This window comes from Escherichia sp. KTE172, from assembly GCF_000408845.1.
Taxonomy (GTDB): Bacteria; Pseudomonadota; Gammaproteobacteria; order Enterobacterales; family Enterobacteriaceae; genus Escherichia; species Escherichia coli.
Genome location: NZ_KE137316.1, coordinates 4,018,992 through 4,045,892 on the forward strand (window position 1 = coordinate 4,018,992; position 26,901 = coordinate 4,045,892).

The window sequence follows — 26,901 nt, forward strand, 5'->3', positions numbered from 1 at the left end:
TAATATGCTGAGTTTTCTCTGGGATTTGGCTTCGTTCATCGTTGCACTGGGTGTACTTATCACCGTGCATGAATTTGGTCATTTCTGGGTTGCCCGGCGTTGTGGTGTTCGCGTTGAGCGTTTCTCAATAGGGTTTGGTAAGGCGCTCTGGCGGCGAACTGATAAGCTCGGCACCGAATATGTTATCGCCCTGATCCCGTTGGGCGGTTATGTCAAAATGCTGGATGAGCGCGCAGAACCGGTCCTTCCGGAACTCCGCCACCATGCCTTCAATAATAAATCTGTCGGCCAACGAGCGGCGATTATTGCCGCAGGTCCGGTTGCAAACTTCATTTTTGCTATCTTTGCCTACTGGCTGGTTTTTATTATTGGTGTGCCTGGCGTACGTCCGGTGGTTGGCGAAATAGCAGCCAATTCGATAGCTGCGGAAGCACAAATTGCACCAGGTACGGAACTAAAAGCCGTAGATGGTATCGAAACGCCTGATTGGGATGCCGTGCGTTTGCAGTTGGTCGATAAAATTGGCGATGAAAGCACCACCATTACGGTAGCGCCATTTGGCAGCGACCAACGGCAAGATGTAAAGCTCGATTTACGTCACTGGGCGTTTGAGCCTGATAAAGAAGATCCGGTAACTTCGCTGGGGATTCGTCCTCGTGGGCCGCAAATTGAACCTGTACTGGAAAATGTGCAGCCAAACTCGGCGGCAAGCAAGGCAGGTTTGCAAGCAGGCGACAGGATCGTTAAAGTCGATGGTCAGCCCTTAACGCAGTGGGTGACCTTTGTGATGCTTGTCCGGGATAACCCGGGTAAATCCTTAGCGTTAGAAATCGAAAGGCAGGGGAGTCCCTTGTCTTTGACATTAATCCCGGAGAGTAAACCGGGTAATGGTAAAGCGATTGGTTTTGTCGGTATTGAGCCGAAAGTCATTCCTTTGCCTGATGAGTATAAAGTTGTACGCCAGTATGGGCCGTTCAACGCCATCGTCGAAGCCACGGACAAAACGTGGCAGTTGATGAAGCTGACGGTCAGTATGCTGGGAAAATTGATCACCGGTGATGTGAAACTGAACAACCTCAGTGGGCCGATCTCTATCGCCAAGGGGGCTGGGATGACAGCGGAACTCGGGGTTGTTTATTACCTGCCGTTTCTTGCGCTTATTAGCGTGAACTTAGGGATAATTAACCTGTTTCCGTTGCCCGTACTTGACGGGGGGCATCTGCTGTTCCTTGCGATCGAAAAGATCAAGGGCGGACCGGTATCCGAGCGGGTTCAAGACTTTTGTTATCGCATTGGCTCGATTTTGCTGGTGCTGTTAATGGGGCTTGCACTTTTCAATGATTTCTCTCGGTTATGAGAGTTAGTTAGGAAGAACGCATAATAACGATGGCGATGAAAAAGTTGCTCATAGCGTCGCTGCTGTTTAGCAGCGCCACCGTATACGGTGCTGAAGGGTTCGTAGTGAAAGATATTCATTTCGAAGGCCTTCAGCGTGTCGCCGTTGGTGCGGCCCTCCTCAGTATGCCGGTGCGCACAGGCGACACGGTTAATGATGAAGATATCAGTAATACCATTCGCGCTCTGTTTGCTACCGGCAACTTTGAGGATGTTCGCGTCCTTCGTGATGGTGATACCCTTCTGGTTCAGGTAAAAGAACGTCCGACCATTGCCAGCATTACTTTCTCCGGTAACAAATCGGTGAAAGATGACATGCTGAAGCAAAACCTCGAGGCTTCTGGCGTGCGTGTGGGCGAATCCCTCGATCGCACCACCATTGCCGATATCGAGAAAGGTCTGGAAGACTTCTACTACAGCGTCGGTAAATATAGCGCCAGCGTTAAAGCTGTCGTGACCCCGCTGCCGCGCAACCGTGTTGACCTAAAACTGGTGTTCCAGGAAGGTGTGTCAGCTGAAATCCAGCAAATTAACATTGTTGGTAACCATGCTTTCACCACCGACGAACTGATCTCTCATTTCCAACTGCGTGACGAAGTGCCGTGGTGGAACGTGGTCGGCGATCGTAAATACCAGAAACAGAAACTGGCGGGCGACCTTGAAACCCTGCGCAGTTACTATCTGGATCGCGGTTATGCCCGTTTCAACATCGACTCTACCCAGGTCAGTCTGACGCCAGATAAAAAAGGTATTTACGTCACGGTGAACATCACCGAAGGCGATCAGTACAAGCTTTCTGGCGTTGAAGTGAGCGGCAACCTTGCCGGGCACTCCGCTGAAATTGAGCAGCTGACTAAGATCGAGCCGGGCGAGCTGTATAACGGCACCAAAGTGACCAAAATGGAAGATGACATTAAAAAGCTTCTTGGTCGCTATGGTTATGCCTATCCGCGCGTACAGTCGATGCCTGAAATTAACGATGCCGACAAAACCGTTAAATTACGCGTGAACGTTGATGCGGGTAACCGTTTCTACGTGCGTAAGATCCGTTTTGAAGGTAACGATACCTCGAAAGATGCCGTCCTGCGTCGCGAAATGCGTCAGATGGAAGGTGCATGGCTGGGGAGCGATCTGGTCGATCAGGGTAAGGAGCGTCTGAATCGTCTGGGCTTCTTTGAAACTGTCGATACCGATACCCAACGTGTTCCGGGTAGCCCGGACCAGGTTGATGTAGTCTACAAGGTGAAAGAACGTAACACCGGTAGCTTCAACTTCGGGATTGGTTACGGTACTGAAAGTGGCGTGAGCTTCCAGGCTGGTGTGCAACAGGATAACTGGTTAGGTACGGGTTATGCTGTTGGTATCAACGGGACCAAAAACGATTACCAGACCTATGCTGAACTGTCGGTAACCAACCCGTACTTCACCGTAGATGGCGTAAGCCTCGGTGGTCGTCTCTTCTATAATGACTTCCAGGCAGATGACGCCGACCTGTCCGACTATACCAACAAGAGTTATGGTACAGACGTGACGTTGGGCTTCCCGATCAACGAATATAACTCGCTGCGTGCAGGTCTGGGTTATGTACATAACTCCCTGTCCAACATGCAGCCTCAGGTTGCGATGTGGCGTTATCTGTACTCTATGGGTGAACATCCGAGCACCTCTGATCAGGATAACAGCTTCAAAACGGACGACTTCACGTTCAACTATGGTTGGACCTACAACAAGCTTGACCGTGGTTACTTCCCGACAGATGGTTCACGTGTCAACCTGACCGGTAAAGTGACCATTCCGGGATCGGATAACGAATACTACAAAGTGACGTTAGACACGGCGACTTATGTGCCGATCGATGACGATCACAAATGGGTTGTTCTGGGTCGTACCCGCTGGGGTTATGGTGATGGTTTAGGCGGCAAAGAGATGCCGTTCTACGAGAACTTCTATGCCGGTGGTTCCAGCACCGTGCGTGGCTTCCAGTCCAATACCATTGGTCCGAAAGCAGTTTACTTCCCGCATCAGGCTAGTAATTATGATCCGGACTATGATTACGAATGTGCGACTCAGGACGGCGCGAAAGACCTGTGTAAATCGGATGATGCTGTAGGCGGTAACGCTATGGCGGTTGCCAGCCTCGAGTTCATCACCCCGACGCCGTTCATTAGCGACAAGTATGCTAACTCGGTTCGTACTTCCTTCTTCTGGGATATGGGTACCGTTTGGGATACAAACTGGGATTCCAGCCAATATTCTGGATATCCGGACTATAGTGATCCAAGCAATATCCGTATGTCTGCGGGTATCGCATTACAATGGATGTCCCCATTGGGGCCGTTGGTGTTCTCCTACGCCCAGCCGTTCAAAAAGTACGATGGAGACAAGGCAGAACAGTTCCAGTTTAACATCGGTAAAACCTGGTAAGTGTTCTCCACAAAGGAATGTAGTGGTAGTGTAGCGATGACTTTAGGCGATCAATATAAGATCGCCGGGCCACGCAAAGAACTGCACCCTCCGGTGCAAATGGGATGGTAAGGAGTTTATTGTGAAAAAGTGGTTATTAGCTGCAGGTCTCGGTTTAGCACTGGCAACTTCTGCTCAGGCGGCTGACAAAATTGCAATCGTCAATATGGGCAGCCTGTTCCAGCAGGTAGCGCAGAAAACCGGTGTTTCTAACACGCTGGAAAATGAGTTCAAAGGCCGTGCCAGCGAACTGCAGCGTATGGAAACCGATCTGCAGGCTAAAATGAAAAAGCTGCAGTCCATGAAAGCGGGCAGCGATCGCACCAAACTGGAAAAAGACGTGATGGCTCAGCGCCAGACTTTTGCTCAGAAAGCGCAGGCTTTTGAGCAGGATCGCGCACGTCGTTCCAACGAAGAACGCGGCAAACTGGTTACTCGTATCCAGACTGCTGTGAAATCCGTTGCCAACAGCCAGGATATCGATCTGGTTGTTGATGCAAACGCCGTTGCTTACAACAGCAGCGATGTAAAAGACATCACTGCCGACGTACTGAAACAGGTTAAATAAGTAATGCCTTCAATTCGACTGGCTGATTTAGCGCAGCAGTTGGATGCAGAACTACACGGTGATGGCGATATCGTCATCACCGGCGTTGCGTCCATGCAATCTGCACAAACAGGTCACATCACGTTCATGGTTAACCCAAAATACCGTGAGCATTTAGGCTTGTGCCAGGCGTCCGCGGTTGTCATGACCCAGGACGATCTTCCTTTCGCGAAAAGTGCCGCGCTGGTAGTGAAGAATCCCTACCTGACTTACGCGCGCATGGCGCAAATTTTAGATACCACGCCGCAGCCCGCGCAGAACATTGCACCCAGTGCGGTGATCGACGCGACGGCGAAGCTGGGTAACAACGTATCGATTGGCGCTAACGCTGTGATTGAGTCCGGCGTTGAACTGGGCGATAACGTGATTATCGGTGCCGGTTGCTTCGTAGGTAAAAACAGCAAAATCGGTGCAGGTTCGCGTCTCTGGGCGAACGTAACCATTTACCATGAGATCCAGATCGGTCAGAATTGCCTGATCCAGTCCGGAACAGTGGTAGGTGCAGACGGCTTTGGTTATGCCAACGATCGTGGTAACTGGGTGAAGATCCCGCAGATAGGTCGCGTAATTATTGGCGATCGCGTGGAGATCGGCGCATGTACGACCATCGATCGCGGCGCGCTGGATGACACTGTTATTGGCAATGGCGTGATCATTGATAACCAGTGCCAGATTGCACATAACGTCGTGATTGGCGACAATACGGCGGTTGCCGGTGGCGTCATTATGGCGGGCAGCCTGAAAATTGGTCGTTACTGCATGATCGGCGGAGCCAGCGTAATCAACGGGCATATGGAAATATGCGACAAAGTGACGGTTACGGGCATGGGTATGGTGATGCGTCCCATCACTGAACCAGGCGTCTATTCCTCAGGCATTCCGCTGCAACCCAACAAAGTCTGGCGCAAAACCGCTGCACTGGTGATGAACATTGATGACATGAGCAAGCGTCTGAAATCGCTTGAGCGCAAGGTTAATCAACAAGACTAACGTTCCATCTTTTGTTCGCCAAACTTTACGGCCTGTCTCATTCTTACGATTGCGGCAGGCCGTGTTATTATTGTCGTTTCTTATATTTTGACAGGAAGAGTATCTTGACTACTAACACTCATACTCTGCAGATTGAAGAGATTTTAGAACTTCTGCCGCACCGTTTCCCGTTCTTACTGGTGGATCGCGTGCTGGATTTTGAAGAAGGTCGTTTTCTGCGCGCAGTAAAAAATGTCTCTGTCAATGAGCCATTCTTCCAGGGCCATTTCCCTGGAAAACCGATTTTCCCGGGGGTGCTGATTCTGGAAGCAATGGCACAGGCAACAGGTATTCTGGCGTTTAAAAGCGTAGGAAAACTGGAACCGGGTGAGCTGTACTACTTCGCTGGTATTGACGAAGCGCGCTTCAAGCGCCCGGTCGTGCCTGGCGATCAAATGATCATGGAAGTCACTTTCGAAAAAACGCGCCGCGGCCTGACCCGTTTTAAAGGGGTTGCTCTGGTCGACGGTAAAGTAGTTTGCGAAGCAACGATGATGTGTGCTCGTAGCCGGGAGGCCTGATACGTGATTGATAAATCCGCCTTTGTGCATCCAACCGCCATTGTGGAAGAGGGCGCGTCGATTGGCGCGAACGCTCACATTGGTCCTTTTTGTATCGTTGGACCCCATGTCGAAATTGGTGAGGGTACCGTACTGAAATCTCACGTTGTCGTGAATGGTCATACTAAAATTGGCCGCGATAATGAGATTTATCAGTTCGCCTCCATCGGCGAAGTTAACCAGGATCTGAAATATGCTGGCGAACCGACCCGCGTGGAAATCGGCGATCGTAACCGCATTCGCGAAAGCGTCACCATTCATCGTGGCACAGTCCAGGGCGGTGGATTGACGAAGGTGGGCAGCGACAACTTACTGATGATCAACGCGCACATTGCGCACGATTGTACGGTAGGTAACCGCTGTATTCTCGCCAACAACGCAACGCTGGCGGGTCACGTATCGGTTGACGACTTCGCGATCATCGGCGGCATGACCGCAGTCCATCAGTTCTGCATCATTGGTGCGCACGTGATGGTTGGCGGCTGCTCCGGTGTGGCGCAGGACGTCCCTCCTTATGTCATTGCGCAGGGTAACCACGCAACGCCGTTCGGTGTCAATATCGAAGGGCTGAAGCGCCGCGGATTCAGCCGTGAGGCGATTACCGCTATCCGCAATGCGTATAAGCTGATTTATCGTAGCGGTAAAACGCTCGATGAAGTGAAACCGGAAATTGCTGAACTGGCGGAAACATATCCGGAAGTGAAAGCCTTTACCGATTTCTTTGCACGCTCAACGCGCGGTCTGATTCGTTAATGACTGAACAGCGTCCATTAACGATTGCCCTGGTCGCCGGAGAAACCTCCGGCGATATCCTGGGGGCCGGTTTAATCCGCGCTCTGAAAGAACGTGTGCCCAACGCCCGCTTTGTTGGTGTTGCCGGGCCACGAATGCAGGCTGAAGGCTGCGAAGCCTGGTACGAAATGGAAGAGCTGGCGGTGATGGGCATTGTTGAAGTGCTCGGGCGTCTGCGTCGCTTACTGCATATTCGTGCCGATCTGACAACGCGTTTTGGCGAACTGAAGCCAGATGTTTTTGTCGGTATTGATGCGCCTGACTTCAATATTACCCTTGAAGGTAACCTCAAAAAGCAGGGTATCAAAACCATTCATTACGTCAGTCCGTCCGTCTGGGCGTGGCGACAGAAACGCGTTTTCAAAATAGGCAGAGCCACCGATCTGGTGCTCGCATTTCTGCCTTTCGAAAAAGCGTTTTATGACAAATACAACGTACCGTGCCGCTTTATCGGTCATACCATGGCTGATGCCATGCCGTTAGATCCAGATAAAAATGGTGCCCGTGATGTACTGGGGATCCCTCACGATGCCCACTGTCTGGCATTGTTGCCGGGCAGCCGTGGTGCAGAAGTCGAAATGCTTAGTGCCGATTTCCTGAAAACGGCCCAGCTTTTGCGCCAGACATATCCGGATCTCGAAATCGTGGTGCCGCTGGTGAATGCCAAACGCCGCGAGCAGTTTGAACGCATCAAAGCTGAAGTTGCGCCAGACCTGTCGGTTCATATGCTGGATGGGTTGGGCCGTGAGGCGATGGTCGCCAGCGATGCGGCACTACTGGCGTCGGGGACGGCAGCACTGGAGTGCATGCTGGCGAAATGCCCGATGGTAGTGGGATATCGCATGAAGCCTTTTACCTTCTGGCTGGCGAAGCGACTGGTGAAAACTGATTACGTCTCTCTACCCAATTTGCTGGCGGGCAGAGAGTTAGTCAAAGAGTTATTGCAGGAAGAGTGTGAGCCGCAAAAACTGGCTGCGGCGCTGTTACCGCTGCTGGCGAACGGGAAAACCAGCCACGCGATGCACGACACCTTCCGTGAACTGCATCAGCAGATCCGCTGCAATGCCGATGAGCAGGCGGCACAAGCCGTTCTGGAGTTAGCACAATGATCGAATTTGTTTATCCGCACACGCAGCTGGTTGCGGGTGTGGATGAAGTCGGACGCGGGCCGTTAGTTGGCGCGGTCGTCACCGCTGCGGTGATCCTTGACCCGGCGCGCCCAATTGCCGGGCTGAATGATTCCAAAAAGCTGAGCGAAAAACGCCGTCTGGCGCTCTGTGAAGAGATCAAAGAGAAAGCGTTGAGCTGGAGTCTGGGCCGCGCGGAACCTCACGAAATCGACGAACTGAATATTTTACATGCGACCATGCTGGCGATGCAGCGTGCCGTCGCTGGACTGCATATTGCGCCGGAATATGTGTTGATTGATGGTAACCGCTGCCCGAAATTACCGATGCCTTCGATGGCTGTGGTGAAAGGCGATAGCCGCGTACCGGAAATCAGTGCCGCGTCTATCCTGGCGAAAGTGACGCGTGACGCCGAAATGGCGGCGCTGGATATTGTTTTCCCGCAATATGGTTTTGCCCAACACAAAGGGTATCCAACCGCTTTTCATCTGGAAAAACTGGCTGAACACGGCGCGACCGAACACCATCGGCGCAGCTTTGGGCCTGTCAAACGCGCACTGGGACTTGCGTCCTGATTCTTGTGTCGAGATTAAGTAAACCGGAATCTGAAGATGTCTGAACCACGTTTCGTACACCTGCGGGTGCACAGCGACTACTCGATGATCGATGGCCTGGCCAAAACCGCACCGCTGGTAAAAAAGGCGGCGGCGTTGGGTATGCCAGCACTGGCGATCACCGATTTCACCAACCTTTGCGGTCTGGTGAAGTTCTACGGAGCGGGACATGGCGCAGGGATTAAGCCCATCGTCGGGGCGGATTTTAACGTCCAGTGCGACCTGCTGGGTGATGAGTTAACCCACCTGACGGTGCTGGCGGCGAACAATACCGGCTATCAGAATCTGACGTTGCTGATCTCAAAAGCGTATCAGCGCGGGTACGGTGCCGCCGGGCCGATCATCGATCGCGACTGGCTTATCGAATTAAATGAAGGGTTGATCCTTCTTTCCGGCGGGCGCATGGGCGACGTTGGACGCAGTCTTTTGCGTGGTAACAGCGCGCTGGTAGATGAGTGTGTCGCGTTTTATGAAGAACACTTTCCGGATCGCTATTTTCTCGAGCTGATCCGCACCGGCAGGCCGGACGAAGAAAGCTATCTGCACGCTGCGGTGGAACTGGCGGAATCACGCGGTTTGCCCGTTGTGGCGACCAACGACGTGCGCTTTATCGACAGCAGCGACTTTGACGCACACGAAATCCGCGTCGCGATCCACGACGGCTTTACCCTCGACGATCCTAAACGCCCGCGTAACTATTCGCCGCAGCAATATATGCGTAGCGAAGAGGAGATGTGCGAGCTGTTTGCCGACATCCCAGAAGCCCTTGCCAACACCGTTGAGATCGCCAAACGCTGTAACGTAACTGTGCGTCTTGGTGAATACTTCCTGCCGCAGTTCCCGACCGGGGACATGAGCACCGAAGATTATCTGGTCATGCGTGCAAAAGAGGGCCTGGAAGAGCGTCTGGCATTTTTATTCCCTGACGAGGAAGAACGTCTTAAGCGTCGTCCGGAGTATGACGAACGTCTGGATACTGAACTTCAGGTTATCAACCAGATGGGCTTCCCGGGTTACTTCCTCATCGTTATGGAATTTATCCAGTGGTCGAAAGATAACGGTGTACCGGTAGGGCCAGGCCGTGGTTCTGGTGCAGGGTCACTGGTGGCCTACGCGTTAAAAATCACCGATCTCGATCCGCTGGAATTTGACCTGCTGTTCGAACGTTTCCTTAACCCGGAACGTGTCTCCATGCCTGACTTCGACGTTGACTTCTGTATGGAGAAACGTGACCAGGTTATCGAACATGTGGCGGACATGTACGGTCGCGATGCGGTATCGCAGATTATCACCTTCGGTACGATGGCGGCGAAAGCGGTGATCCGCGACGTAGGCCGTGTACTGGGGCATCCGTACGGATTTGTCGATCGTATCTCGAAACTGATCCCGCCCGATCCGGGGATGACGCTGGCGAAAGCGTTTGAAGCCGAGCCGCAGCTGCCGGAAATCTACGAAGCGGATGAAGAAGTTAAGGCGCTGATCGACATGGCGCGCAAACTGGAAGGGGTCACCCGTAACGCCGGTAAGCACGCCGGTGGGGTGGTTATCGCACCGACCAAAATTACCGATTTTGCGCCGCTTTACTGCGATGAAGAGGGCAAACATCCGGTCACCCAGTTTGATAAAAGCGACGTTGAATACGCCGGACTGGTGAAGTTCGACTTCCTTGGTTTGCGTACGCTCACCATCATCAACTGGGCGCTGGAGATGATCAACAAGCGGCGGGCGAAGAATGGCGAGCCGCCGCTGGATATCGCCGCGATCCCGCTGGATGATAAGAAAAGCTTCGACATGCTGCAACGCTCGGAAACCACTGCGGTATTCCAGCTTGAATCGCGCGGCATGAAGGACCTGATCAAGCGTCTGCAACCTGACTGCTTCGAAGATATGATCGCACTGGTGGCACTGTTCCGCCCCGGTCCGTTGCAATCAGGGATGGTGGATAACTTTATCGACCGTAAACATGGTCGCGAAGAGATCTCCTATCCGGACGTGCAGTGGCAGCATGAAAGCCTGAAACCGGTACTGGAGCCAACCTACGGCATCATCCTGTATCAGGAACAGGTCATGCAGATTGCCCAGGTGCTTTCTGGTTATACCCTCGGTGGCGCGGATATGCTGCGTCGTGCGATGGGTAAGAAAAAGCCGGAAGAGATGGCTAAGCAGCGTTCTGTATTTGCTGAAGGTGCAGAAAAGAACGGAATCAACGCCGAACTGGCGATGAAAATCTTCGACCTGGTGGAGAAATTCGCGGGTTACGGATTTAACAAATCGCACTCTGCGGCCTATGCTTTGGTGTCATATCAAACGTTATGGCTGAAAGCGCACTATCCGGCGGAGTTTATGGCGGCGGTAATGACCGCCGATATGGACAATACCGAGAAGGTGGTGGGCCTGGTGGATGAGTGCTGGCGGATGGGGCTGAAAATCCTGCCGCCGGATATAAACTCCGGTCTTTACCATTTCCACGTCAACGACGACGGCGAAATCGTGTATGGTATTGGCGCGATCAAAGGGGTCGGTGAAGGTCCGATTGAGGCGATCATCGAAGCCCGTAATAAAGGCGGCTACTTCCGCGAACTGTTTGATCTCTGCGCCCGTACCGACACCAAAAAGTTAAACCGGCGGGTACTGGAAAAACTGATCATGTCCGGGGCGTTTGACCGTCTTGGGCCACACCGCGCGGCGCTGATGAACTCGCTGGGCGATGCGTTAAAAGCGGCAGATCAACACGCGAAAGCGGAAGCTATCGGTCAGGCCGATATGTTCGGTGTGCTGGCCGAAGAGCCGGAACAAATTGAACAATCCTACGCCAGCTGCCAACCGTGGCCGGAGCAGGTGGTATTAGATGGGGAACGTGAAACGTTAGGCCTGTACCTGACCGGACACCCTATCAACCAGTATTTAAAAGAGATTGAGCGTTATGTCGGAGGCGTAAGGCTGAAAGACATGCACCCGACAGAACGTGGTAAAGTCATCACGGCTGCGGGGCTCGTTGTTGCCGCGCGGGTTATGGTCACCAAGCGCGGCAATCGTATCGGTATCTGCACGCTGGATGACCGTTCCGGGCGGCTGGAAGTGATGTTGTTTACTGACGCCCTGGATAAATACCAGCAATTGCTGGAAAAAGACCGCATACTTATCGTCAGCGGACAGGTCAGCTTTGATGACTTCAGCGGTGGGCTTAAAATGACCGCTCGCGAAGTGATGGATATTGACGAAGCCCGGGAAAAATATGCTCGCGGGCTTGCTATCTCGCTGACGGACAGGCAAATTGATGACCAGCTTTTAAACCGACTCCGTCAGTCTCTGGAACCCCACCGCTCTGGGACAATTCCAGTACATCTCTACTATCAGAGGGCGGATGCACGCGCGCGGTTGCGTTTTGGCGCGACGTGGCGTGTCTCTCCGAGCGATCGTTTATTAAACGATCTCCGTGGCCTCATTGGTTCGGAGCAGGTGGAACTGGAGTTTGACTAATACAGGAATACTATGAGTCTGAATTTCCTTGATTTTGAACAGCCGATTGCAGAGCTGGAAGCGAAAATCGATTCTCTGACTGCGGTTAGCCGTCAGGATGAGAAACTGGATATTAACATCGATGAAGAAGTGCATCGTCTGCGTGAAAAAAGCGTAGAACTGACGCGTAAAATCTTCGCCGATCTCGGTGCATGGCAGATTGCGCAACTGGCACGCCATCCACAGCGTCCTTATACCCTGGATTACGTTCGCCTGGCATTTGATGAATTTGACGAACTGGCTGGCGACCGCGCGTATGCAGACGATAAAGCTATCGTCGGTGGTATCGCCCGTCTCGATGGTCGTCCGGTGATGATCATTGGTCATCAAAAAGGTCGTGAAACCAAAGAAAAAATTCGCCGTAACTTTGGTATGCCAGCGCCAGAAGGTTACCGCAAAGCACTGCGTCTGATGCAAATGGCTGAACGCTTTAAAATGCCAATCATCACCTTTATCGACACCCCGGGGGCTTATCCGGGCGTGGGCGCAGAAGAGCGCGGTCAGTCTGAAGCCATTGCACGCAACCTGCGTGAAATGTCTCGCCTTAGCGTACCGACTATTTGTACCGTTATCGGTGAAGGTGGTTCTGGCGGCGCGCTGGCGATTGGCGTGGGCGATAAAGTGAATATGCTGCAATACAGCACCTATTCCGTTATCTCGCCGGAAGGTTGTGCGTCCATTCTGTGGAAGAGCGCCGACAAAGCGCCGCTGGCGGCTGAAGCGATGGGTATCATCGCTCCGCGTCTGAAAGAGCTGAAACTGATCGACTCCATCATCCCGGAACCGCTGGGCGGCGCTCATCGTAACCCGGAAGCGATGGCGGCATCGTTGAAAGCGCAACTGCTGGCGGATCTGGCCGATCTCGACGTGTTAAGCACTGAAGATTTAAAAAATCGTCGTTATCAGCGCCTGATGAGCTACGGTTACGCGTAATTCGCAAAAGTTCTGAAAAAGGGTCACTTCGGTGGCCCTTTTTTATCGCCACGGTTTGAGCAGGCTATGATTAAGGAAGGATTTTCCAGGAGGAACACATGAACATCATTGCCATTATGGGACCGCATGGCGTCTTTTATAAAGATGAGCCCATCAAAGAACTGGAGTCGGCGCTGGTGGCGCAAGGCTTTCAGATTATCTGGCCACAAAACAGCGTTGATTTGCTGAAATTTATCGAACATAACCCTCGAATTTGCGGCGTGATTTTTGACTGGGATGAGTACAGTCTCGATTTATGTAGCGATATCAATCAGCTTAATGAATATCTCCCGCTTTATGCCTTCATCAACACCCACTCGACGATGGATGTCAGCGTGCAGGATATGCGGATGGCGCTCTGGTTTTTTGAATATGCGCTGGGGCAGGCGGAAGATATCGCCATTCGTATGCGTCAGTACACCGACGAATATCTTGATAACATTACACCGCCGTTCACGAAAGCCTTGTTTACCTACGTCAAAGAGCGGAAGTACACCTTTTGTACGCCGGGTCATATGGGCGGCACCGCATATCAAAAAAGCCCGGTTGGCTGTCTGTTTTATGATTTTTTCGGCGGGAATACTCTTAAGGCTGATGTCTCTATTTCGGTTACCGAGCTTGGTTCGTTGCTCGACCACACCGGGCCACACCTGGAAGCAGAAGAGTACATCGCGCGGACTTTTGACGCGGAACAGAGTTATATCGTTACCAACGGAACATCGACGTCTAACAAAATTGTGGGTATGTACGCCGCGCCGTCCGGCAGTACGCTGTTAATTGACCGCAATTGTCATAAATCGCTGGCGCATCTGTTGATGATGAACGATGTAGTGCCAGTCTGGCTGAAACCGACGCGTAATGCGTTGGGGATTCTTGGTGGGATCCCGCGCCGTGAATTTTCTCGCGACAGTATCGAAGAGAAAGTCGCTGCCACCACGCAAGCACAATGGCCGGTTCATGCGGTGATCACCAACTCAACCTATGATGGCTTGCTCTACAACACCGACTGGATCAAACAGACGCTGGATGTCCCCTCGATCCACTTCGATTCCGCCTGGGTGCCGTACACCCATTTTCATCCGATCTACCAGGGTAAAAGTGGTATGAGCGGCGAGCGTGTTGCGGGAAAAGTGATCTTCGAAACGCAATCGACCCACAAAATGCTGGCGGCGTTATCGCAGGCTTCGCTGATCCACATTAAAGGCGAGTATGACGAAGAGGCGTTTAACGAAGCCTTTATGATGCATACCACCACCTCGCCCAGTTATCCCATTGTTGCTTCGGTTGAGACGGCGGCGGCGATGCTGCGTGGTAATCCGGGCAAACGGCTGATTAACCGTTCGGTGGAGCGGGCGCTGCATTTTCGCAAAGAGGTCCAGCGGCTGCGGGAAGAGTCTGACGGTTGGTTTTTCGATATCTGGCAACCGCCGCAGGTGGATGAAGCCGAATGCTGGCCCGTTGCGCCTGGCGAACAGTGGCACGGCTTTAACGATGCGGATGCCGATCATATGTTTCTCGATCCGGTTAAAGTCACTATTTTGACACCGGGGATGGACGAGCAGGGCAATATGAGCGAGGAGGGGATCCCGGCGGCGCTGGTAGCAAAATTCCTCGACGAACGAGGGATCGTAGTAGAGAAAACCGGTCCTTATAACCTGCTGTTTCTCTTTAGTATTGGAATCGATAAAACCAAAGCAATGGGATTATTGCGTGGGTTGACGGAATTTAAGCGCTCTTACGATCTCAACCTGCGGATCAAAAATATGCTGCCCGATCTCTATGCTGAAGATCCCGATTTCTACCGCAATATGCGCATTCAGGATCTGGCGCAAGGGATCCATAAGCTGATTCGTAAACACGATCTTCCCGGTTTGATGTTGCGGGCATTTGATACCTTGCCGGAGATGATCATGACGCCACATCAGGCATGGCAGAGACAGATTAAAGGCGAAGTGGAAACCATTGCGCTGGAACAACTGGTCGGTAGAGTATCGGCAAATATGATCCTGCCTTATCCACCTGGCGTACCGCTGCTGATGCCGGGAGAAATGCTGACCAAAGAGAGCCGCACAGTACTCGATTTTCTACTGATGCTTTGTTCCGTAGGGCAACATTACCCCGGTTTTGAAACGGATATTCACGGCGCGAAACAGGACGAAGACGGCGTTTACCGCGTACGAGTCCTAAAAATGGCGGGATAACTTGCCAGAGCGGCTTCCGGGCGAGTAACGTGCTGTTAACAAATAAAGGAGACGTTATGCTGGGTTTAAAACAGGTTCACCATATTGCGATTATTGCGACGGATTATGCGGTGAGCAAAGCTTTCTACTGCGATATTCTTGGTTTCACGCTGCAAAGCGAAGTCTATCGCGAAGCGCGCGACTCGTGGAAAGGGGATTTGGCGCTTAATGGGCAATATGTGATTGAGCTTTTCTCATTTCCGTTCCCGCCGGAGCGCCCCAGCCGACCGGAAGCTTGCGGCCTGCGTCATCTGGCTTTTAGCGTTGATGATATCGATGCGGCAGTGGCGCACCTTGAAAGCCATAACGTGAAGTGTGAAGCCATCCGTGTCGATCCATACACGCAAAAACGCTTCACGTTCTTTAACGATCCGGACGGGCTGCCGTTGGAACTGTATGAGCAGTAAGGCTTGTCATCGCCGCATTTGCCCGGTAACGTGCCGGGCATTGCTACTGTAAAATCGCACCATCATGACACTCACGCTCAATAGACAACTTCTCACCTCACGCCAGATTCTGGTGGCCTTTAGCGGCGGGCTTGACTCCACCGTTTTGCTGCATCAGTTGGTGCAGTGGCGGGCGGAAAATCCGGGCGTCACTCTGCGCGCTATTCATGTGCATCACGGTTTAAGTGCCAATGCCGACGCCTGGGTTAGGCATTGCGAGAACATCTGCCAACAATGGCAGGTGCCGCTGGTGGTCGAGCGCGTGCAACTTGCGCAAGAGGGGCTAGGTATTGAGGCCCAGGCGCGGCAGGCACGTTATCAGGCATTTGCCCGCACCTTGTTGCCCGGTGAAGTGCTGGTCACCGCGCAACATCTCGACGATCAATGTGAAACCTTTCTGCTGGCGCTAAAACGCGGTAGCGGCCCTGCCGGGCTTTCGGCTATGGGGGAAGTTTCGGAGTTTGCCGGAACACGGCTTATCCGCCCGTTGCTCGCCCGCACGCGGGGGGAACTGGAGCAGTGGGCATTGGCGCATGGTTTACGCTGGATTGAAGACGAAAGTAATCAGGATGATAGCTACGATCGTAACTTCCTGCGCCTGCGCGTGGTGCCGTTATTGCAGCAGCGTTGGCCGCATTTTGCCGAAGCAACGGCCCGCAGCGCTGCGCTTTGCGCTGAACAAGAGAGCCTGTTAGATGAACTGCTGGCGGATGATATAGCGCACTGTCAAACGTCGCAGGGGACGCTGCAGATTGCGCCAATGCTGGCGATGAGTGATGCCCGCCGCGCGGCGATTATCCGCCGCTGGCTGGCAGGGAAGAATGCACCGATGCCTTCCCGCGACGCGTTGGTGAGGATCTGGCAGGAAGTGGCGCTGGCGCGGGAAGATGCTTCCCCCTGTTTACGCCTGGGCGCGTTTGAAATCCGCCGCTATCAGTCGCAACTGTGGTGGATTAAATCCGTCACTGGGCAAAGCGAAACCATTGTGCCGTGGCAGACGTGGCTACAACCGCTGGAATTACCGGCGGGACTGGGAAGTGTACAGCTTACTGCGGGAGGCGATATTCGCCCTCCGCGTGCAGACGAAGCGGTCAGCGTACGTTTCAAAGCGCCAGGATTGCTGCATATTATCGGGCGCAACGGCGGACGTAAGCTGAAGAAAATCTGGCAGGAGCTGGGCGTTCCGCCGTGGCTACGTGACACCACGCCACTGCTGTTTTATGGCGAAACGCTGATTGCGGCGGCAGGAGTATTTATGACGCAAGAAGGTATGGCTGAAAGTGAGAATGGAGTAAGTTTTGTCTGGCAGAGAAATGGTTAGTCAGTGAAGGCCGGATACGCATCAAACGTCGCATCCGGCAAAAGTCAATCAGGACTCGCTCACCACCACCGTACCGATTTCCGGGTGGCTAAAGCTGGTAATTTTATCCAGACGCAGCTCGCGGGTTGTACCAGCGGCCTCGACGACCAGATACTCCACATTTTTGCGGGAGACTAAATCGCTGGCCTTCGCCTGCAATTTTTCGCCATCTTTCAGCTCAAGTGTCAGCATTAAATGATGCTGGCAGGCGAGCTCAAGATTATCGTAATCATCACAATTGATTGGTTGATACGTATCATTCATTGACATAATCGCTCACCAGTAAGTTTGCCGCAGCGTATGCTGCTTTTTCCCTGACAGCCTCAGAAAGGGCGTCGTCGGCAGCCATTTCATTCAGCACTTTCAAAACGCAGCCCAGCGCGTCCGGAACGTATCCTAAGTCTCCGCTGGCGATTTCCGCGTACCGCTTGCGTATTAACTCACAATATTTTTCCACATGCCCTCCTGTCAGCACTCTGACTTAACCGTGGATGCAAGTCTAAGCCTACGAAGATAAACTCTGTTTCGCAAGGTGACTATACCACACTCATTTCTGCAATATCAGCGCCGCAACTGCACGTATTCCGTTACAATGGCCTCCTGATTCGAAAGGAGTTTTCTTATGGCGCTTAAAGCGACAATTTATAAAGCGACGGTTAATGTGGCCGATCTCGACCGCAACCAGTTTCTCGATGCCTCTCTGACGCTGGCGCGCCATCCTTCAGAAACCCAGGAGCGTATGATGCTGCGCCTGCTGGCGTGGCTAAAATATGCCGATGAACGTCTGCAATTTACCCGTGGCTTGTGTGCCGATGATGAGCCGGAAGCGTGGCGGCGTAACGATCATTTGGGCATTGATTTGTGGATTGAGCTGGGGCTGCCGGATGAGCGGCGGATTAAGAAAGCCTGCACCCAGGCCGCAGAAGTAGCGCTGTTTGCCTATAATAGTCGGGCGGCGCAAATCTGGTGGCAGCAAAATCAGAGCAAATGTGCGCAGTTTGCCAATCTTTCCGTCTGGTATCTGGACGATGAACAACTGGCGAAAGTAAGCGCCTTTGCCGATCGTACCATGACGCTGCAGGCAACGATTCAGGATGGCGTGATCTGGTTATCGGATGATAAGAATAATCTGGAAGTGAACTTAACCGTCTGGCAACAACCTTCATGATTGTGATTTCCCGACATGTTGCTATCCCCGATGGTGAGCTTGAGATCACCGCCATTCGTGCGCAGGGCGCGGGCGGGCAGCATGTTAATAAGACCTCAACGGCTATTCATCTGCGTTTTGACATTCGGGCGTCCAGCCTGCCAGAGTATTACAAAGAGCGTCTGCTCGCCGCCAGCCATCATTTGATCAGCAGTGATGGCGTGATTGTCATTAAGGCACAGGAATACCGCAATCAGGAGCTCAACCGCGAAGCGGCGCTGGCCCGGCTGGTGGCAGTGATTAAAGATTTAACAACAGAACAAAAAGCCCGACGACCCACGCGGCCCACCCGCGCATCAAAAGAGCGCAGGCTGGCATCGAAAGCACAAAAATCAAGCGTGAAGGCGATGCGCGGCAAAGTGCGCAGCGGTCGGGAATAAAAAGAAGGAATGGATGGTGAAAAAAGCGATAGTGACAGCGATGGCTGTAATCAGCCTCTTTACTCTGATGGGATGTAATAATCGGGCCGAAGTCGACACGCTTTCTCCGGCGCAGGCTGCCGAACTGAAACCGATGCCGCAAAGTTGGCGCGGCGTGCTGCCGTGTGCCGATTGCGAAGGGATCGAAACCTCTCTGTTCCTCGAAAAAGATGGAACCTGGGTGATGAATGAACGCTATCTTGGTGCGCGTGAAGAGCCTTCCTCTTTCGCTTCCTACGGTACATGGGCGCGAACCGCTGACAAGCTGGTATTAACCGACAGCAAAGGTGAAAAGTCATATTATCGGGCGAAAGGCGATGCGCTGGAGATGCTCGATCGTGAAGGTAATCCGATTGAATCGCAGTTCTACTATACGCTGGAACCGGCGCAATCCAGTTTACCCATGACGCCGATGACCCTGCGGGGCATGTATTTTTATATGGCTGATGCGGCGACCTTCACTGATTGCGCGACCGGAAAACGTTTCATGGTAGCGAATAATGCAGAGCTGGAGCGTGGCTACCTGGCGGCGCGCGGTCATAGTGAAAAACCGATGTTACTGTCAGTAGAAGGTCACTTTACGCTTGAGGCTAATCCGGATACCGGTGCGCCAACCAAAGTATTAGCGCCCGATACGGCAGGTAAATTTTACCCGAACCAGGATTGCAGTAGTTTGGGGCAGTAATTGAAAGCCGGAGCATTCTCCGGCTTTCATCACTGAGTCAGCCCAACAAAGCGACCCGCCTTGATATAAATCCCTGGCTTCAGGTGCCCAACATACTGTAACTGCGTTTCTGGCTTAAACGCAGAGACATCACCAATACGCATATGCATCAGATCGGCAGGGCTAATCCAGCCCGATTGCGCCAGGGTAAGCGGATGCCCGGCTTTGGCAAATGCATCAGTGACAAATTCCGAACAAAACCACGACTTTTTGTCTCCTTCGCCCACACTGCTTAACTGCGCTTTCGCCAGGCCGCTGACGCACTGTTGACGAAAATCCTCGGAGAACGGATTCAGTGAGCACATCTGGCGAGTCACCATAAAGGGAATAAATTCGACAATGCCGCGATAGTTGTAACCGCTATCTTTAATTTTGTTGGCGAACGCGGTGATTTCTGTGGCTTGTTGCGGGGTAAGATCCGGGACTCGTAAGACGAAAAGCTTATCGCTATGCTTCATCGCTTTTTTGAGGGAAACAATCTGGACGCCAGCGCCTGTCGCTTCTGCAACGTTATTTTCACCCAGATAGATTGCAACGTGACTCACAGAGGAAGTGCTGAAGACGCGGATTCCAAATGAGGTTACCCCAAGGCTTGAGGAGAACAGCAAATCGCCGGGTTTGAGATCAGGTTCCGTTATTTCTTTTATTGATTGTTCGGTAAAAGAGCTTTGATGCTGGAATTGGACTGCCCATGTTTTCGCCCCGGCATCTACCGCTGTGGCTGATGAGTCTGGCTGGCTGATATCTACGGTACAGGCCGAAAGGAAAAGAAAGCAGGGGAGAAGCAGGCAGCAATGCGCCTTTGGTTTATCCATTTTATACAAGCCATGTAAAAAAGGGCCCTGAAATTCAGGACCCTTTCTGGCATCAGCCTTTAATCTGTTTCACCAGATAATCGACGATGTCACCAGTCTTAATTAACTGTTTCTCGCCGTTACGACGATATTTATATTCGATATCGTCGTTGTCGAGGTTACGGTCGCCCAGCACAATAGTGTGCGGAATACCGATCAGTTCCATATCAGCAAACATCACGCCCGGACGCTCTTTGCGGTCATCCAGCAGCACTTCGATACCCTGCGCGCGCAGTTCGCTGTACAGTTTCTCAGCAAGCTCCTGTACGCGGAAGGATTTGTGCATGTTCATCGGCAGAATCGCCACCTGGAACGGTGCGATAGCGTCCGGCCATACGATGCCGCGTTCGTCGTAGTTCTGCTCAATCGCCGCAGCTACTACACGCGTTACTCCGATACCGTAGCAACCCATCGTCAGGATTTGATTACGGCCATCTTCACCCTGTACGGAGGCTTTCAGTGCTTCGGAGTACTTGGTACCCAGCTGGAAGATGTGACCAACTTCGATACCACGTTTGATCAGCAGTGTACCCTGGCCATCCGGGCTTGGATCGCCCGCCACCACGTTACGGATATCAGCAATTTCTGGGGTAGCGACATCGCGATCCCAGTTGATGCCGAAGTAGTGTTTACCATCGATGTTAGCACCAGCAGCGAAATCACTCATCGCTGCAACGGTACGGTCAATCACCACCGGAATCGGCATGTTTACCGGACCCAGTGAACCCGGACCGGCTTTAACCACGGCACGAATTTCTTCTTCGGTCGCAAAAGTCAGCGGGCTTGCAACCTGCGGCAGTTTTTCTGCTTTAACTTCGTTCAGCTCGTGGTCACCACGCACCAGCAGCGCAACCAGCGGGAAGCTACTGCCTTCAACCGCTTTAACCAGCAGAGTCTTCACCGTTTTCTCAATCGGCAGATTGAACTGTTCAACCAGTTCCGCGATGGTTTTCGCGTTCGGCGTATCAACCAGCGTCATTTCCTGGGTAGCAGCAGCGCGCGGTTCTTTCGGCGCGATAGCTTCTGCCAGCTCAATGTTCGCTGCATAGTCAGAGGTGTCGGAGAAGACCACATCGTCTTCACCGCTCTGCGCCAGCACCTGGAATTCGTGAGAGGCGCTACCGCCGATAGAACCGGTGTCGGCCTGTACGGCGCGGAAATCCAGCCCCATGCGGCTGAAGATTTTGCTGTAGGCCGCATACATTGCATCGTAGGTTTCCTGCAGGGATTCCTGAGAAGTATGGAAAGAGTAAGCATCTTTCATCAGGAATTCGCGGGAACGCATGACGCCGAAACGCGGACGCACTTCGTCGCGGAACTTGGTCTGGATCTGATAGAAGTTCAGCGGCAGCTGTTTGTAAGAGCTAAGCTCGTTACGAATCAGGTCTGTAATAACTTCTTCATGAGTTGGGCCGAGTACGAACGGACGCTCGCCACGGTCAACAAAACGCAGCAGTTCCGGACCGTACTGTTCCCAACGACCACTCTCTTGCCACAAATCGGCTGGCTGAACCACCGGCATCGACACCTCGATCGCACCGGCGTTGTTCATCTCTTCACGCACGATGTTTTCGACTTTTTTCAGAACGCGCACGCCGGTCGGCAGCCAGGTATATAACCCGGAGGCCAGCTTGCGGATCATCCCGGCGCGCAGCATCAGCTGATGGCTGATCACCTCGGCGTCGGCAGGTGTCTCCTTGAGAGTGGAGAGCAGGTATTGGCTAGTACGCATGTTGTTACGGTTCCAGTTGGAAGGTAGAACAGGCTCAAGGTGAGCCTGGGACAAAAAAAGTGATTTAGTTTACCAGTGCAAAAGAAATGTCAAAAGAGAAGGGCGTGAATTTAACGCGGTTCCAGCGCAAAGACTTCAAAACCTGCGTCGGTGACGCGCCAGCGAACGTTAAAATCATGCAGCCAGACGGCATAGGTTTTGCCCGTTTCCTCACCTTTACGATAGGCCGGGCGCGGGTCCTGCGCCAGTACTTCGCGGATAAACAGCGTTAACTGCGGATAACGCTTCTCCAGCGTCAAAAGCTGCTTTTCGACCTCTGCGGTAAAACTCACCGCCATCTCTGCAGCTGGCGCACTTTGCGCATAGCTGGCACTGGCATCGGGAAGCGATTCGGCAAAGGGGAGATACGGTTTGATATCCACCACCGGCGTCCCATCTACCAGATCCAGACTGCCGAGCTTCAGAATCACGCTGTCTTTATGGCAAACAACCTCTTTCAGCTCTACCAGCGACATACCAATCGGGTTAGGGCGGAAAGTGGAGCGCGTAGCGAAAACACCCATTCTGGTATTACCGCCGAGGCGCGGTGGACGCACAGTCGGACGCCAGCCGCCTTCCATCGTTTGATGAAAGACGAAAAGGATCCATAAATGGCTGAACGCTTCCAGGCCGCGAACGGCGTCGGCCTGGTTGTAGGGAGCAATGAGATGCAGTTCGCCGTTGGCGCTTTTTACCAGACCTGGCTGGCGCGGAACGGCGAATTTTTCTTTATAGGGCGAGCGAATAACGCCTATTTGCTCGAATTGGAAACTGCTCATTTCGCCGTGATGTTAAGCGCAGAACCGATACATACAGCCTGACGATAGCAACCTGGCGTACCGCTGGTGACTTCGCAGCTATGCAGTAATACCGCATTGGCTTTCATTTTAGAGGCGTTGATTTGCATCCGCTTACGTGCGGTTGGAATGCTCGGCGGAGAGTCCTGATTAGAGGCCTGGCAAGAGTCGCCACTGACTTCACCGAGATCGCGGAACGGTTTGCCGACTAATTCTTCTGCATTGGTATAAATTCGGACCGGCGTGGCGCGCGGCGCTTTCGGTTTTGCAGGCTCCGCTTTCGGCTGGGGTGCAGTGCTTTGAACGGGTTCGACAGGGGATCTGCTTAACATGGAACAGCCGCTTAGCATGAGTGCTACTAAACAGATCGGTAAAGCACGCATAGTATTTCCTCAATGTATGATCAAAACGTCAATATTGAATCAGGAGCTTGTAAAAATGACAAGACGGGCAAGCGCCCGTCCTGAATGATATTACAAATTGTGGAAACAGCCTAAAAATTACCAGCCTTTAACAGCGCCGCCGTTAAACACTTTGTTTGCTGCTTCGTAAACTTCGTCAGACTGATAAGCCTGGACGAATTTCTTCACGTTCTCGGCGTCTTTGTTATCTTCACGCGTCACGATCAGGTTTACGTACGGGGAGTCTTTATCTTCGACAAAGATACCGTCTTTCGCCGGAGTCAGGCCAATCTGGCTGGCATAGGTGGTATTGATAACTGCCAGAGCGATTTGCGCGTCGTCCAGAGAGCGAGGCAGCTGCGGTGCTTCCAGCTCAACAATTTTCAGATTTTTTGGGTTCTCAACAACATCAAGAACGGTCGGCAGCAGGCCAACGCCATCTTTCAGTTTGATCAAGCCCACTTTTTGCAGCAGCAGCAGTGAACGACCAAGGTTAGTTGGGTCGTTTGGCACGGCAACCTGCGAACCATCCTGCAGTTCATCCAGTGATTTGATTTTCTTGGAGTAACCTGCAATCGGATAAACAAAAGTGTTGCCTACTGCGACCAGTTTGTAGCCACGATCTTTCAGTTGCTGATCAAGGTACGGTTTATGCTGGAAGGCGTTGGCGTCGATATCGCCTTTGCTCAATGCTTCGTTTGGCAGAACATAGTCGTTGAAGGTTACCAGCTCAACGTCCAGGCCATATTTGTCTTTCGCAACTTTCTGCGCGACTTCTGCAACCTGCTGTTCGGCACCAACAATCACGCCGACTTTAATGTGGTTTGGATCTTTTTCATCCTGACCGCAGCCTACCAGTGCCAGTGATCCAATCAGGGCTCCCACTGCCGCAAAGGTTTTGAATTTGAACGCCATACCTTATTCCTTCTTCAATTATTTATGTTGTGTTGAACGTTACTTGCGAGTGACAGCCCGGACGATGCGGTCGCCTGCGAACTGAATTAAATAAACCAGAATGACCAGCAATACCAGTACCGTATTCATCACCGTCGCGTTGTAGCCGATGTAGCCATACTGATAGCCAATCTGACCTAAACCACCGGCACCGACTGCACCACCCATCGCGGAATAACCGACCAGGGTAATCAGGGTGATAGTCGCAGCATTCACCAGACCCGGCAATGCTTCCGGTAACAGCACTTTACGGACGATCTGCATCGGCGTGGCACCCATTGCGCGGGAAGCTTCAATTAGCCCGGTTGGGATCTCCAGCAGAGCGTTCTCGACCATACGGGCAATAAACGGTGCTGCACCAACGGTTAACGGAACAATCGCTGCCTGCAAACCAATCGATGTACCGACAATAACGCGGGTAAACGGAATCATCCATACCAGCAAGATAATGAACGGGATAGAACGGAAAATGTTCACAATCGCAGAAACGGTACGATACAGCTTCGCGTTAGCAATAATTTGCCCCGGGCGCGTAACATAAAGCAGGACGCCGACCGGCAGACCAATCACAAACCCAAAAAATCCGGATACGAAGGTCATTGCCAGCGTTTCCCATACGCCACGAACCAGCAGCCACATCATCGGCTCAGACATAACCCAGTACCTCTACTTTTACATGGTGTTCCTGCAGCCAGGCAATGGCGGCTTGCGTATCTTGTTGTGTGCCGTGCATTTCAGTCAGCATGATGCCGAACTTAACGCCACCGGCGTAATCCATCTGCGCGCTAATAATGTTGTTGTTGACGTTGAAACGACGCGCGGTTTCAGAAAGCAGTGGGGCATCGACCGATTGACCGGTAAACTCCAGACGCAGCATCGGCACGCAGTCAGTGAATGGCTCCGCTTGCAGACGCTCCTGATAATCTTCCGGGATATCCAGATGCAGGGTCGACTGAATAAACTTCTGCGCCAGCGGCGTTTTCGGATGCGAGAACACTTCACTTACCGTGTCCTGCTCGATCAGTTCGCCATTACTGATGACCGCCACGCAATCACAAATGCGCTTCACAACGTCCATTTCGTGGGTGATCAACAGAATCGTCAAACCCAGACGGCGGTTAATGTCTTTCAGCAGTTCGAGAATAGAACGTGTCGTTGCCGGGTCCAGCGCGCTGGTGGCTTCATCACACAGCAATACTTTGGGATTGCTGGCTAATGCACGGGCAATCGCCACACGTTGTTTCTGCCCACCGGAAAGATTCGACGGGTAGCTATCATGCTTATCGCCAAGACCAACCAATGACAGCAATTCCGTCACGCGACGTTTGATCTCGTCTTTCGGTGTATTGTCCAGCTCCAGCGGCAGAGCCACGTTGCCAAAAACAGTACGCGAAGAGAGCAGGTTAAAATGCTGGAAAATCATACCAATCTGGCGGCGAGCTTTGGTCAACTCGGATTCTGACAGCGTGGTCAGTTCCTGTCCATCGACCAGCACGCTACCCTCGGTTGGGCGCTCCAGCAGGTTTACACAACGTATAAGCGTACTCTTACCCGCGCCTGAGGCACCGATAACGCCATAAATTTGCCCAGCTGGCACATGCAGGCTGACGTTGTTCAACGCCTGGATGGTGCGGGTGCCCTGGTGGAACACTTTGGTGATATTCGAAAGTTTTATCATTGATTATTTATTATCGTCATTAAGTTAGTCGTGGCATTTCGAATGCCTGAAACGGGCAACGCCGTCAATGAAATGGATGTTAAGGCATCCAGACGTCTAAATCAATCAGGTTTATGCGAAGAGCACTTTCTTGCAGGTCGAAACATGCGATACTAGCGTCACATGCCTTATTAAGGAGCTATAAAAGGTGGCGAAGAGCGTACCCGCAATTTTTCTTGACCGTGATGGCACCATTAATGTCGATCACGGCTATGTCCATGAGATCGATAACTTTGAATTTATCGACGGTGTTATTGACGCCATGCGCGAGCTAAAAAAAATGGGCTTCGCGCTGGTGGTAGTCACCAACCAGTCTGGCATTGCTCGCGGTAAATTTACTGAAGCACAGTTTGAAACGCTGACCGAGTGGATGGACTGGTCGCTGGCGGACCGCGATGTCGATCTGGATGGTATCTATTATTGCCCGCATCATCCGCAGGGTAGTGTTGAAGAGTTTCGCCAGGTCTGCGACTGCCGCAAACCACATCCGGGGATGCTTTTGTCGGCACGCGATTATTTGCATATTGATATGGCTGCTTCTTATATGGTGGGCGATAAATTAGAAGATATGCAGGCAGCTGCTGCGGCGAACGTGGGAACAAAAGTGCTGGTGCGTACGGGTAAACCTGTTACGCCTGAAGCAGAAAACGCGGCGGATTGGGTGTTAAATAGCCTGGCAGACCTGCCGCAAGCGATAAAAAAGCAGCAAAAACCGGCGTAATGATTAAAAGATGAGCGGTTGAAATAAAAATGCATTTTTCCGCTTGTCTTCCTGAGCCGACTCCCTATAATGCGCCTCCATCGACACGGCGGATGTGAATCACTTCACACAAACAGTCGGTTCGGTTGAAGAGAAAAATCCTGAAATTCAGGGTTGACTCTGAAAGAGGAAAGCGTAATATACGCCACCTCGCGACAGTGAGCTGAAAGCCG

Annotated in this window: 26 protein-coding genes; 17 read left to right on the forward strand and 9 right to left on the reverse strand. The window is 52.4% G+C overall.

Annotation, left to right across the window (positions count from 1 at the left end; all coding sequences use genetic code 11):
• Window positions 1–4: 4 nt before the first annotated feature.
• The 13 genes from rseP (at window position 5) to tilS (ending at window position 17,085) form a co-directional block, all read left to right on the forward strand.
• On the forward strand, window positions 5–1,357 hold the full coding sequence (gene rseP / locus G434_RS05250; protein WP_001306222.1) for a sigma E protease regulator RseP: 1,353 nt from the start codon (window positions 5–7) through the stop codon (window positions 1,355–1,357).
• Between the two features lie 29 nt (window positions 1,358–1,386).
• Entirely contained in the window at window positions 1,387–3,819 is a 2,433-nt protein-coding gene (gene bamA / locus G434_RS05245) for an outer membrane protein assembly factor BamA (RefSeq protein ID WP_001240896.1), read from the forward strand.
• A gap of 121 nt (window positions 3,820–3,940) precedes the next feature.
• Entirely contained in the window at window positions 3,941–4,426 is a 486-nt protein-coding gene (gene skp / locus G434_RS05240; RefSeq protein ID WP_000758956.1) for a molecular chaperone Skp, read from the forward strand.
• Window positions 4,427–4,429: 3 nt separating this feature from the next.
• On the forward strand, window positions 4,430–5,455 hold the full coding sequence (lpxD, locus tag G434_RS05235; protein WP_001139282.1) for a UDP-3-O-(3-hydroxymyristoyl)glucosamine N-acyltransferase: 1,026 nt from the start codon (window positions 4,430–4,432) through the stop codon (window positions 5,453–5,455).
• Between the two features lie 104 nt (window positions 5,456–5,559).
• Entirely contained in the window at window positions 5,560–6,015 is a 456-nt protein-coding gene (fabZ, locus tag G434_RS05230; RefSeq protein WP_000210739.1) for a 3-hydroxyacyl-ACP dehydratase FabZ, read from the forward strand.
• 3 nt (window positions 6,016–6,018) lie between these two features.
• Entirely contained in the window at window positions 6,019–6,807 is a 789-nt protein-coding gene (gene lpxA / locus G434_RS05225; protein ID WP_000565966.1) for an acyl-ACP--UDP-N-acetylglucosamine O-acyltransferase, read from the forward strand.
• Window positions 6,807–7,955: a lipid-A-disaccharide synthase gene (lpxB, locus tag G434_RS05220; RefSeq protein WP_000139685.1), complete on the forward strand. Its 1,149-nt coding sequence runs from the start codon at window positions 6,807–6,809 to the stop codon at window positions 7,953–7,955. Before lpxA ends, lpxB begins: the two co-directional genes overlap by 1 nt.
• Window positions 7,952–8,548 (forward strand): ribonuclease HII, encoded by a 597-nt coding sequence (gene rnhB, locus G434_RS05215; RefSeq protein WP_000569423.1) that lies wholly within the window; start codon window positions 7,952–7,954, stop codon window positions 8,546–8,548. Before lpxB ends, rnhB begins: the two co-directional genes overlap by 4 nt.
• A 36-nt stretch (window positions 8,549–8,584) precedes the next feature.
• Window positions 8,585–12,067, forward strand: coding sequence for a DNA polymerase III subunit alpha (gene dnaE, locus G434_RS05210; RefSeq protein ID WP_001294791.1), 3,483 nt, complete (start codon window positions 8,585–8,587; stop codon window positions 12,065–12,067).
• Window positions 12,068–12,079: 12 nt separating this feature from the next.
• Window positions 12,080–13,039, forward strand: coding sequence for an acetyl-CoA carboxylase carboxyl transferase subunit alpha (accA, locus tag G434_RS05205; RefSeq protein ID WP_000055746.1), 960 nt, complete (start codon window positions 12,080–12,082; stop codon window positions 13,037–13,039).
• A 98-nt stretch (window positions 13,040–13,137) separates the two neighbouring features.
• Window positions 13,138–15,279, forward strand: coding sequence for a lysine decarboxylase LdcC (gene ldcC, locus G434_RS05200; RefSeq protein WP_001020966.1), 2,142 nt, complete (start codon window positions 13,138–13,140; stop codon window positions 15,277–15,279).
• Between the two features lie 56 nt (window positions 15,280–15,335).
• Complete coding sequence (locus tag G434_RS05195) at window positions 15,336–15,725, forward strand: VOC family protein (RefSeq protein WP_000901098.1); 390 nt, start codon at window positions 15,336–15,338, stop codon at window positions 15,723–15,725.
• Window positions 15,726–15,789: 64 nt separating this feature from the next.
• Window positions 15,790–17,085 (forward strand): tRNA lysidine(34) synthetase TilS, encoded by a 1,296-nt coding sequence (gene tilS / locus G434_RS05190; RefSeq protein WP_000176529.1) that lies wholly within the window; start codon window positions 15,790–15,792, stop codon window positions 17,083–17,085.
• 48 nt (window positions 17,086–17,133) lie between these two features.
• On the opposite strand, the gene rof is transcribed toward tilS, so the two are convergent.
• Both rof and G434_RS05180 read right to left on the reverse strand, forming a co-directional pair.
• Window positions 17,134–17,394, reverse strand: coding sequence for a Rho-binding antiterminator (gene rof / locus G434_RS05185; RefSeq protein ID WP_000062315.1), 261 nt, complete (start codon window positions 17,392–17,394; stop codon window positions 17,134–17,136).
• Window positions 17,381–17,581 carry a YaeP family protein gene (locus G434_RS05180; protein ID WP_000417058.1) on the reverse strand — a complete coding sequence of 67 codons (201 nt, stop codon included), beginning with the start codon at window positions 17,579–17,581 and terminating at the stop codon, window positions 17,381–17,383. The genes rof and G434_RS05180 overlap by 14 nt, the downstream gene beginning before the upstream one ends.
• Window positions 17,582–17,746: 165 nt before the next feature.
• Between G434_RS05180 and G434_RS05175 the strand changes: the two genes are divergently transcribed.
• Genes G434_RS05175 through nlpE form a run of 3 tightly spaced genes read left to right on the forward strand, consistent with a single transcriptional unit; the run spans window position 17,747 to window position 19,435 of the window.
• Complete coding sequence (locus G434_RS05175; protein WP_001185300.1) at window positions 17,747–18,292, forward strand: YaeQ family protein; 546 nt, start codon at window positions 17,747–17,749, stop codon at window positions 18,290–18,292.
• Window positions 18,289–18,711, forward strand: a complete 423-nt coding sequence (gene arfB, locus G434_RS05170) for an alternative ribosome rescue aminoacyl-tRNA hydrolase ArfB (protein ID WP_000635534.1) — start codon at window positions 18,289–18,291, stop codon at window positions 18,709–18,711. The genes G434_RS05175 and arfB overlap by 4 nt, the downstream gene beginning before the upstream one ends.
• Window positions 18,712–18,724: 13 nt before the next feature.
• Window positions 18,725–19,435, forward strand: a complete 711-nt coding sequence (gene nlpE / locus G434_RS05165; RefSeq protein ID WP_000239199.1) for an envelope stress response activation lipoprotein NlpE — start codon at window positions 18,725–18,727, stop codon at window positions 19,433–19,435.
• 29 nt (window positions 19,436–19,464) lie between these two features.
• On the opposite strand, the gene G434_RS05160 is transcribed toward nlpE, so the two are convergent.
• From G434_RS05160 to metN, 7 genes are all read right to left on the reverse strand, one after another.
• The gene (locus G434_RS05160) at window positions 19,465–20,289 is read right to left on the reverse strand and encodes a YaeF family permuted papain-like enzyme (RefSeq protein WP_000360445.1); all 825 of its coding nucleotides are present in this window, start codon (window positions 20,287–20,289) and stop codon (window positions 19,465–19,467) included.
• Window positions 20,290–20,341: 52 nt separating this feature from the next.
• Window positions 20,342–22,060, reverse strand: a complete 1,719-nt coding sequence (proS, locus tag G434_RS05155; RefSeq protein ID WP_001260707.1) for a proline--tRNA ligase — start codon at window positions 22,058–22,060, stop codon at window positions 20,342–20,344.
• A 110-nt stretch (window positions 22,061–22,170) separates the two neighbouring features.
• Window positions 22,171–22,878: a tRNA (N6-threonylcarbamoyladenosine(37)-N6)-methyltransferase TrmO gene (gene tsaA, locus G434_RS05150; RefSeq protein ID WP_000094026.1), complete on the reverse strand. Its 708-nt coding sequence runs from the start codon at window positions 22,876–22,878 to the stop codon at window positions 22,171–22,173.
• A complete protein-coding gene (gene rcsF / locus G434_RS05145; RefSeq protein WP_001202329.1) occupies window positions 22,875–23,279 on the reverse strand; it encodes an Rcs stress response system protein RcsF in 405 nt (134 codons plus the stop codon). The genes tsaA and rcsF overlap by 4 nt, the downstream gene beginning before the upstream one ends.
• Window positions 23,280–23,396: 117 nt before the next feature.
• Window positions 23,397–24,212, reverse strand: a complete 816-nt coding sequence (gene metQ / locus G434_RS05140; protein WP_000874224.1) for a methionine ABC transporter substrate-binding lipoprotein MetQ — start codon at window positions 24,210–24,212, stop codon at window positions 23,397–23,399.
• A 39-nt stretch (window positions 24,213–24,251) separates the two neighbouring features.
• The gene (locus tag G434_RS05135; protein WP_001294600.1) at window positions 24,252–24,905 is read right to left on the reverse strand and encodes a methionine ABC transporter permease MetI; all 654 of its coding nucleotides are present in this window, start codon (window positions 24,903–24,905) and stop codon (window positions 24,252–24,254) included.
• Window positions 24,898–25,929: a methionine ABC transporter ATP-binding protein MetN gene (gene metN / locus G434_RS05130; RefSeq protein ID WP_000593994.1), complete on the reverse strand. Its 1,032-nt coding sequence runs from the start codon at window positions 25,927–25,929 to the stop codon at window positions 24,898–24,900. Before metN ends, G434_RS05135 begins: the two co-directional genes overlap by 8 nt.
• A 187-nt stretch (window positions 25,930–26,116) precedes the next feature.
• Here metN and gmhB point away from each other — a divergent pair, with 187 nt between their 5' ends.
• Window positions 26,117–26,689, forward strand: a complete 573-nt coding sequence (gene gmhB, locus G434_RS05125; RefSeq protein WP_001140178.1) for a D-glycero-beta-D-manno-heptose 1,7-bisphosphate 7-phosphatase — start codon at window positions 26,117–26,119, stop codon at window positions 26,687–26,689.
• Window positions 26,690–26,901: the final 212 nt, after the last annotated feature.

Coding starts and splice junctions, on each gene's coding strand:
- rcsF (WP_001202329.1), bottom strand. CDS start 23,279: ATGCGTGCTTTACCGATCTGTTTAGTAGCACTCATGCTAAGCGGCTGT.
- dnaE (WP_001294791.1), top strand. CDS start 8,585: ATGTCTGAACCACGTTTCGTACACCTGCGGGTGCACAGCGACTACTCG.
- ldcC (WP_001020966.1), top strand. CDS start 13,138: ATGAACATCATTGCCATTATGGGACCGCATGGCGTCTTTTATAAAGAT.
- proS (WP_001260707.1), bottom strand. CDS start 22,060: ATGCGTACTAGCCAATACCTGCTCTCCACTCTCAAGGAGACACCTGCC.
- rof (WP_000062315.1), bottom strand. CDS start 17,394: ATGTCAATGAATGATACGTATCAACCAATCAATTGTGATGATTACGAT.
- rseP (WP_001306222.1), top strand. CDS start 5: ATGCTGAGTTTTCTCTGGGATTTGGCTTCGTTCATCGTTGCACTGGGT.
- lpxD (WP_001139282.1), top strand. CDS start 4,430: ATGCCTTCAATTCGACTGGCTGATTTAGCGCAGCAGTTGGATGCAGAA.
- lpxB (WP_000139685.1), top strand. CDS start 6,807: ATGACTGAACAGCGTCCATTAACGATTGCCCTGGTCGCCGGAGAAACC.
- G434_RS05175 (WP_001185300.1), top strand. CDS start 17,747: ATGGCGCTTAAAGCGACAATTTATAAAGCGACGGTTAATGTGGCCGAT.
- bamA (WP_001240896.1), top strand. CDS start 1,387: ATGGCGATGAAAAAGTTGCTCATAGCGTCGCTGCTGTTTAGCAGCGCC.
- tilS (WP_000176529.1), top strand. CDS start 15,790: ATGACACTCACGCTCAATAGACAACTTCTCACCTCACGCCAGATTCTG.
- G434_RS05160 (WP_000360445.1), bottom strand. CDS start 20,289: ATGGATAAACCAAAGGCGCATTGCTGCCTGCTTCTCCCCTGCTTTCTT.
- accA (WP_000055746.1), top strand. CDS start 12,080: ATGAGTCTGAATTTCCTTGATTTTGAACAGCCGATTGCAGAGCTGGAA.
- rnhB (WP_000569423.1), top strand. CDS start 7,952: ATGATCGAATTTGTTTATCCGCACACGCAGCTGGTTGCGGGTGTGGAT.
- G434_RS05135 (WP_001294600.1), bottom strand. CDS start 24,905: ATGTCTGAGCCGATGATGTGGCTGCTGGTTCGTGGCGTATGGGAAACG.
- tsaA (WP_000094026.1), bottom strand. CDS start 22,878: ATGAGCAGTTTCCAATTCGAGCAAATAGGCGTTATTCGCTCGCCCTAT.
- arfB (WP_000635534.1), top strand. CDS start 18,289: ATGATTGTGATTTCCCGACATGTTGCTATCCCCGATGGTGAGCTTGAG.
- nlpE (WP_000239199.1), top strand. CDS start 18,725: ATGGTGAAAAAAGCGATAGTGACAGCGATGGCTGTAATCAGCCTCTTT.
- metN (WP_000593994.1), bottom strand. CDS start 25,929: ATGATAAAACTTTCGAATATCACCAAAGTGTTCCACCAGGGCACCCGC.
- metQ (WP_000874224.1), bottom strand. CDS start 24,212: ATGGCGTTCAAATTCAAAACCTTTGCGGCAGTGGGAGCCCTGATTGGA.
- G434_RS05195 (WP_000901098.1), top strand. CDS start 15,336: ATGCTGGGTTTAAAACAGGTTCACCATATTGCGATTATTGCGACGGAT.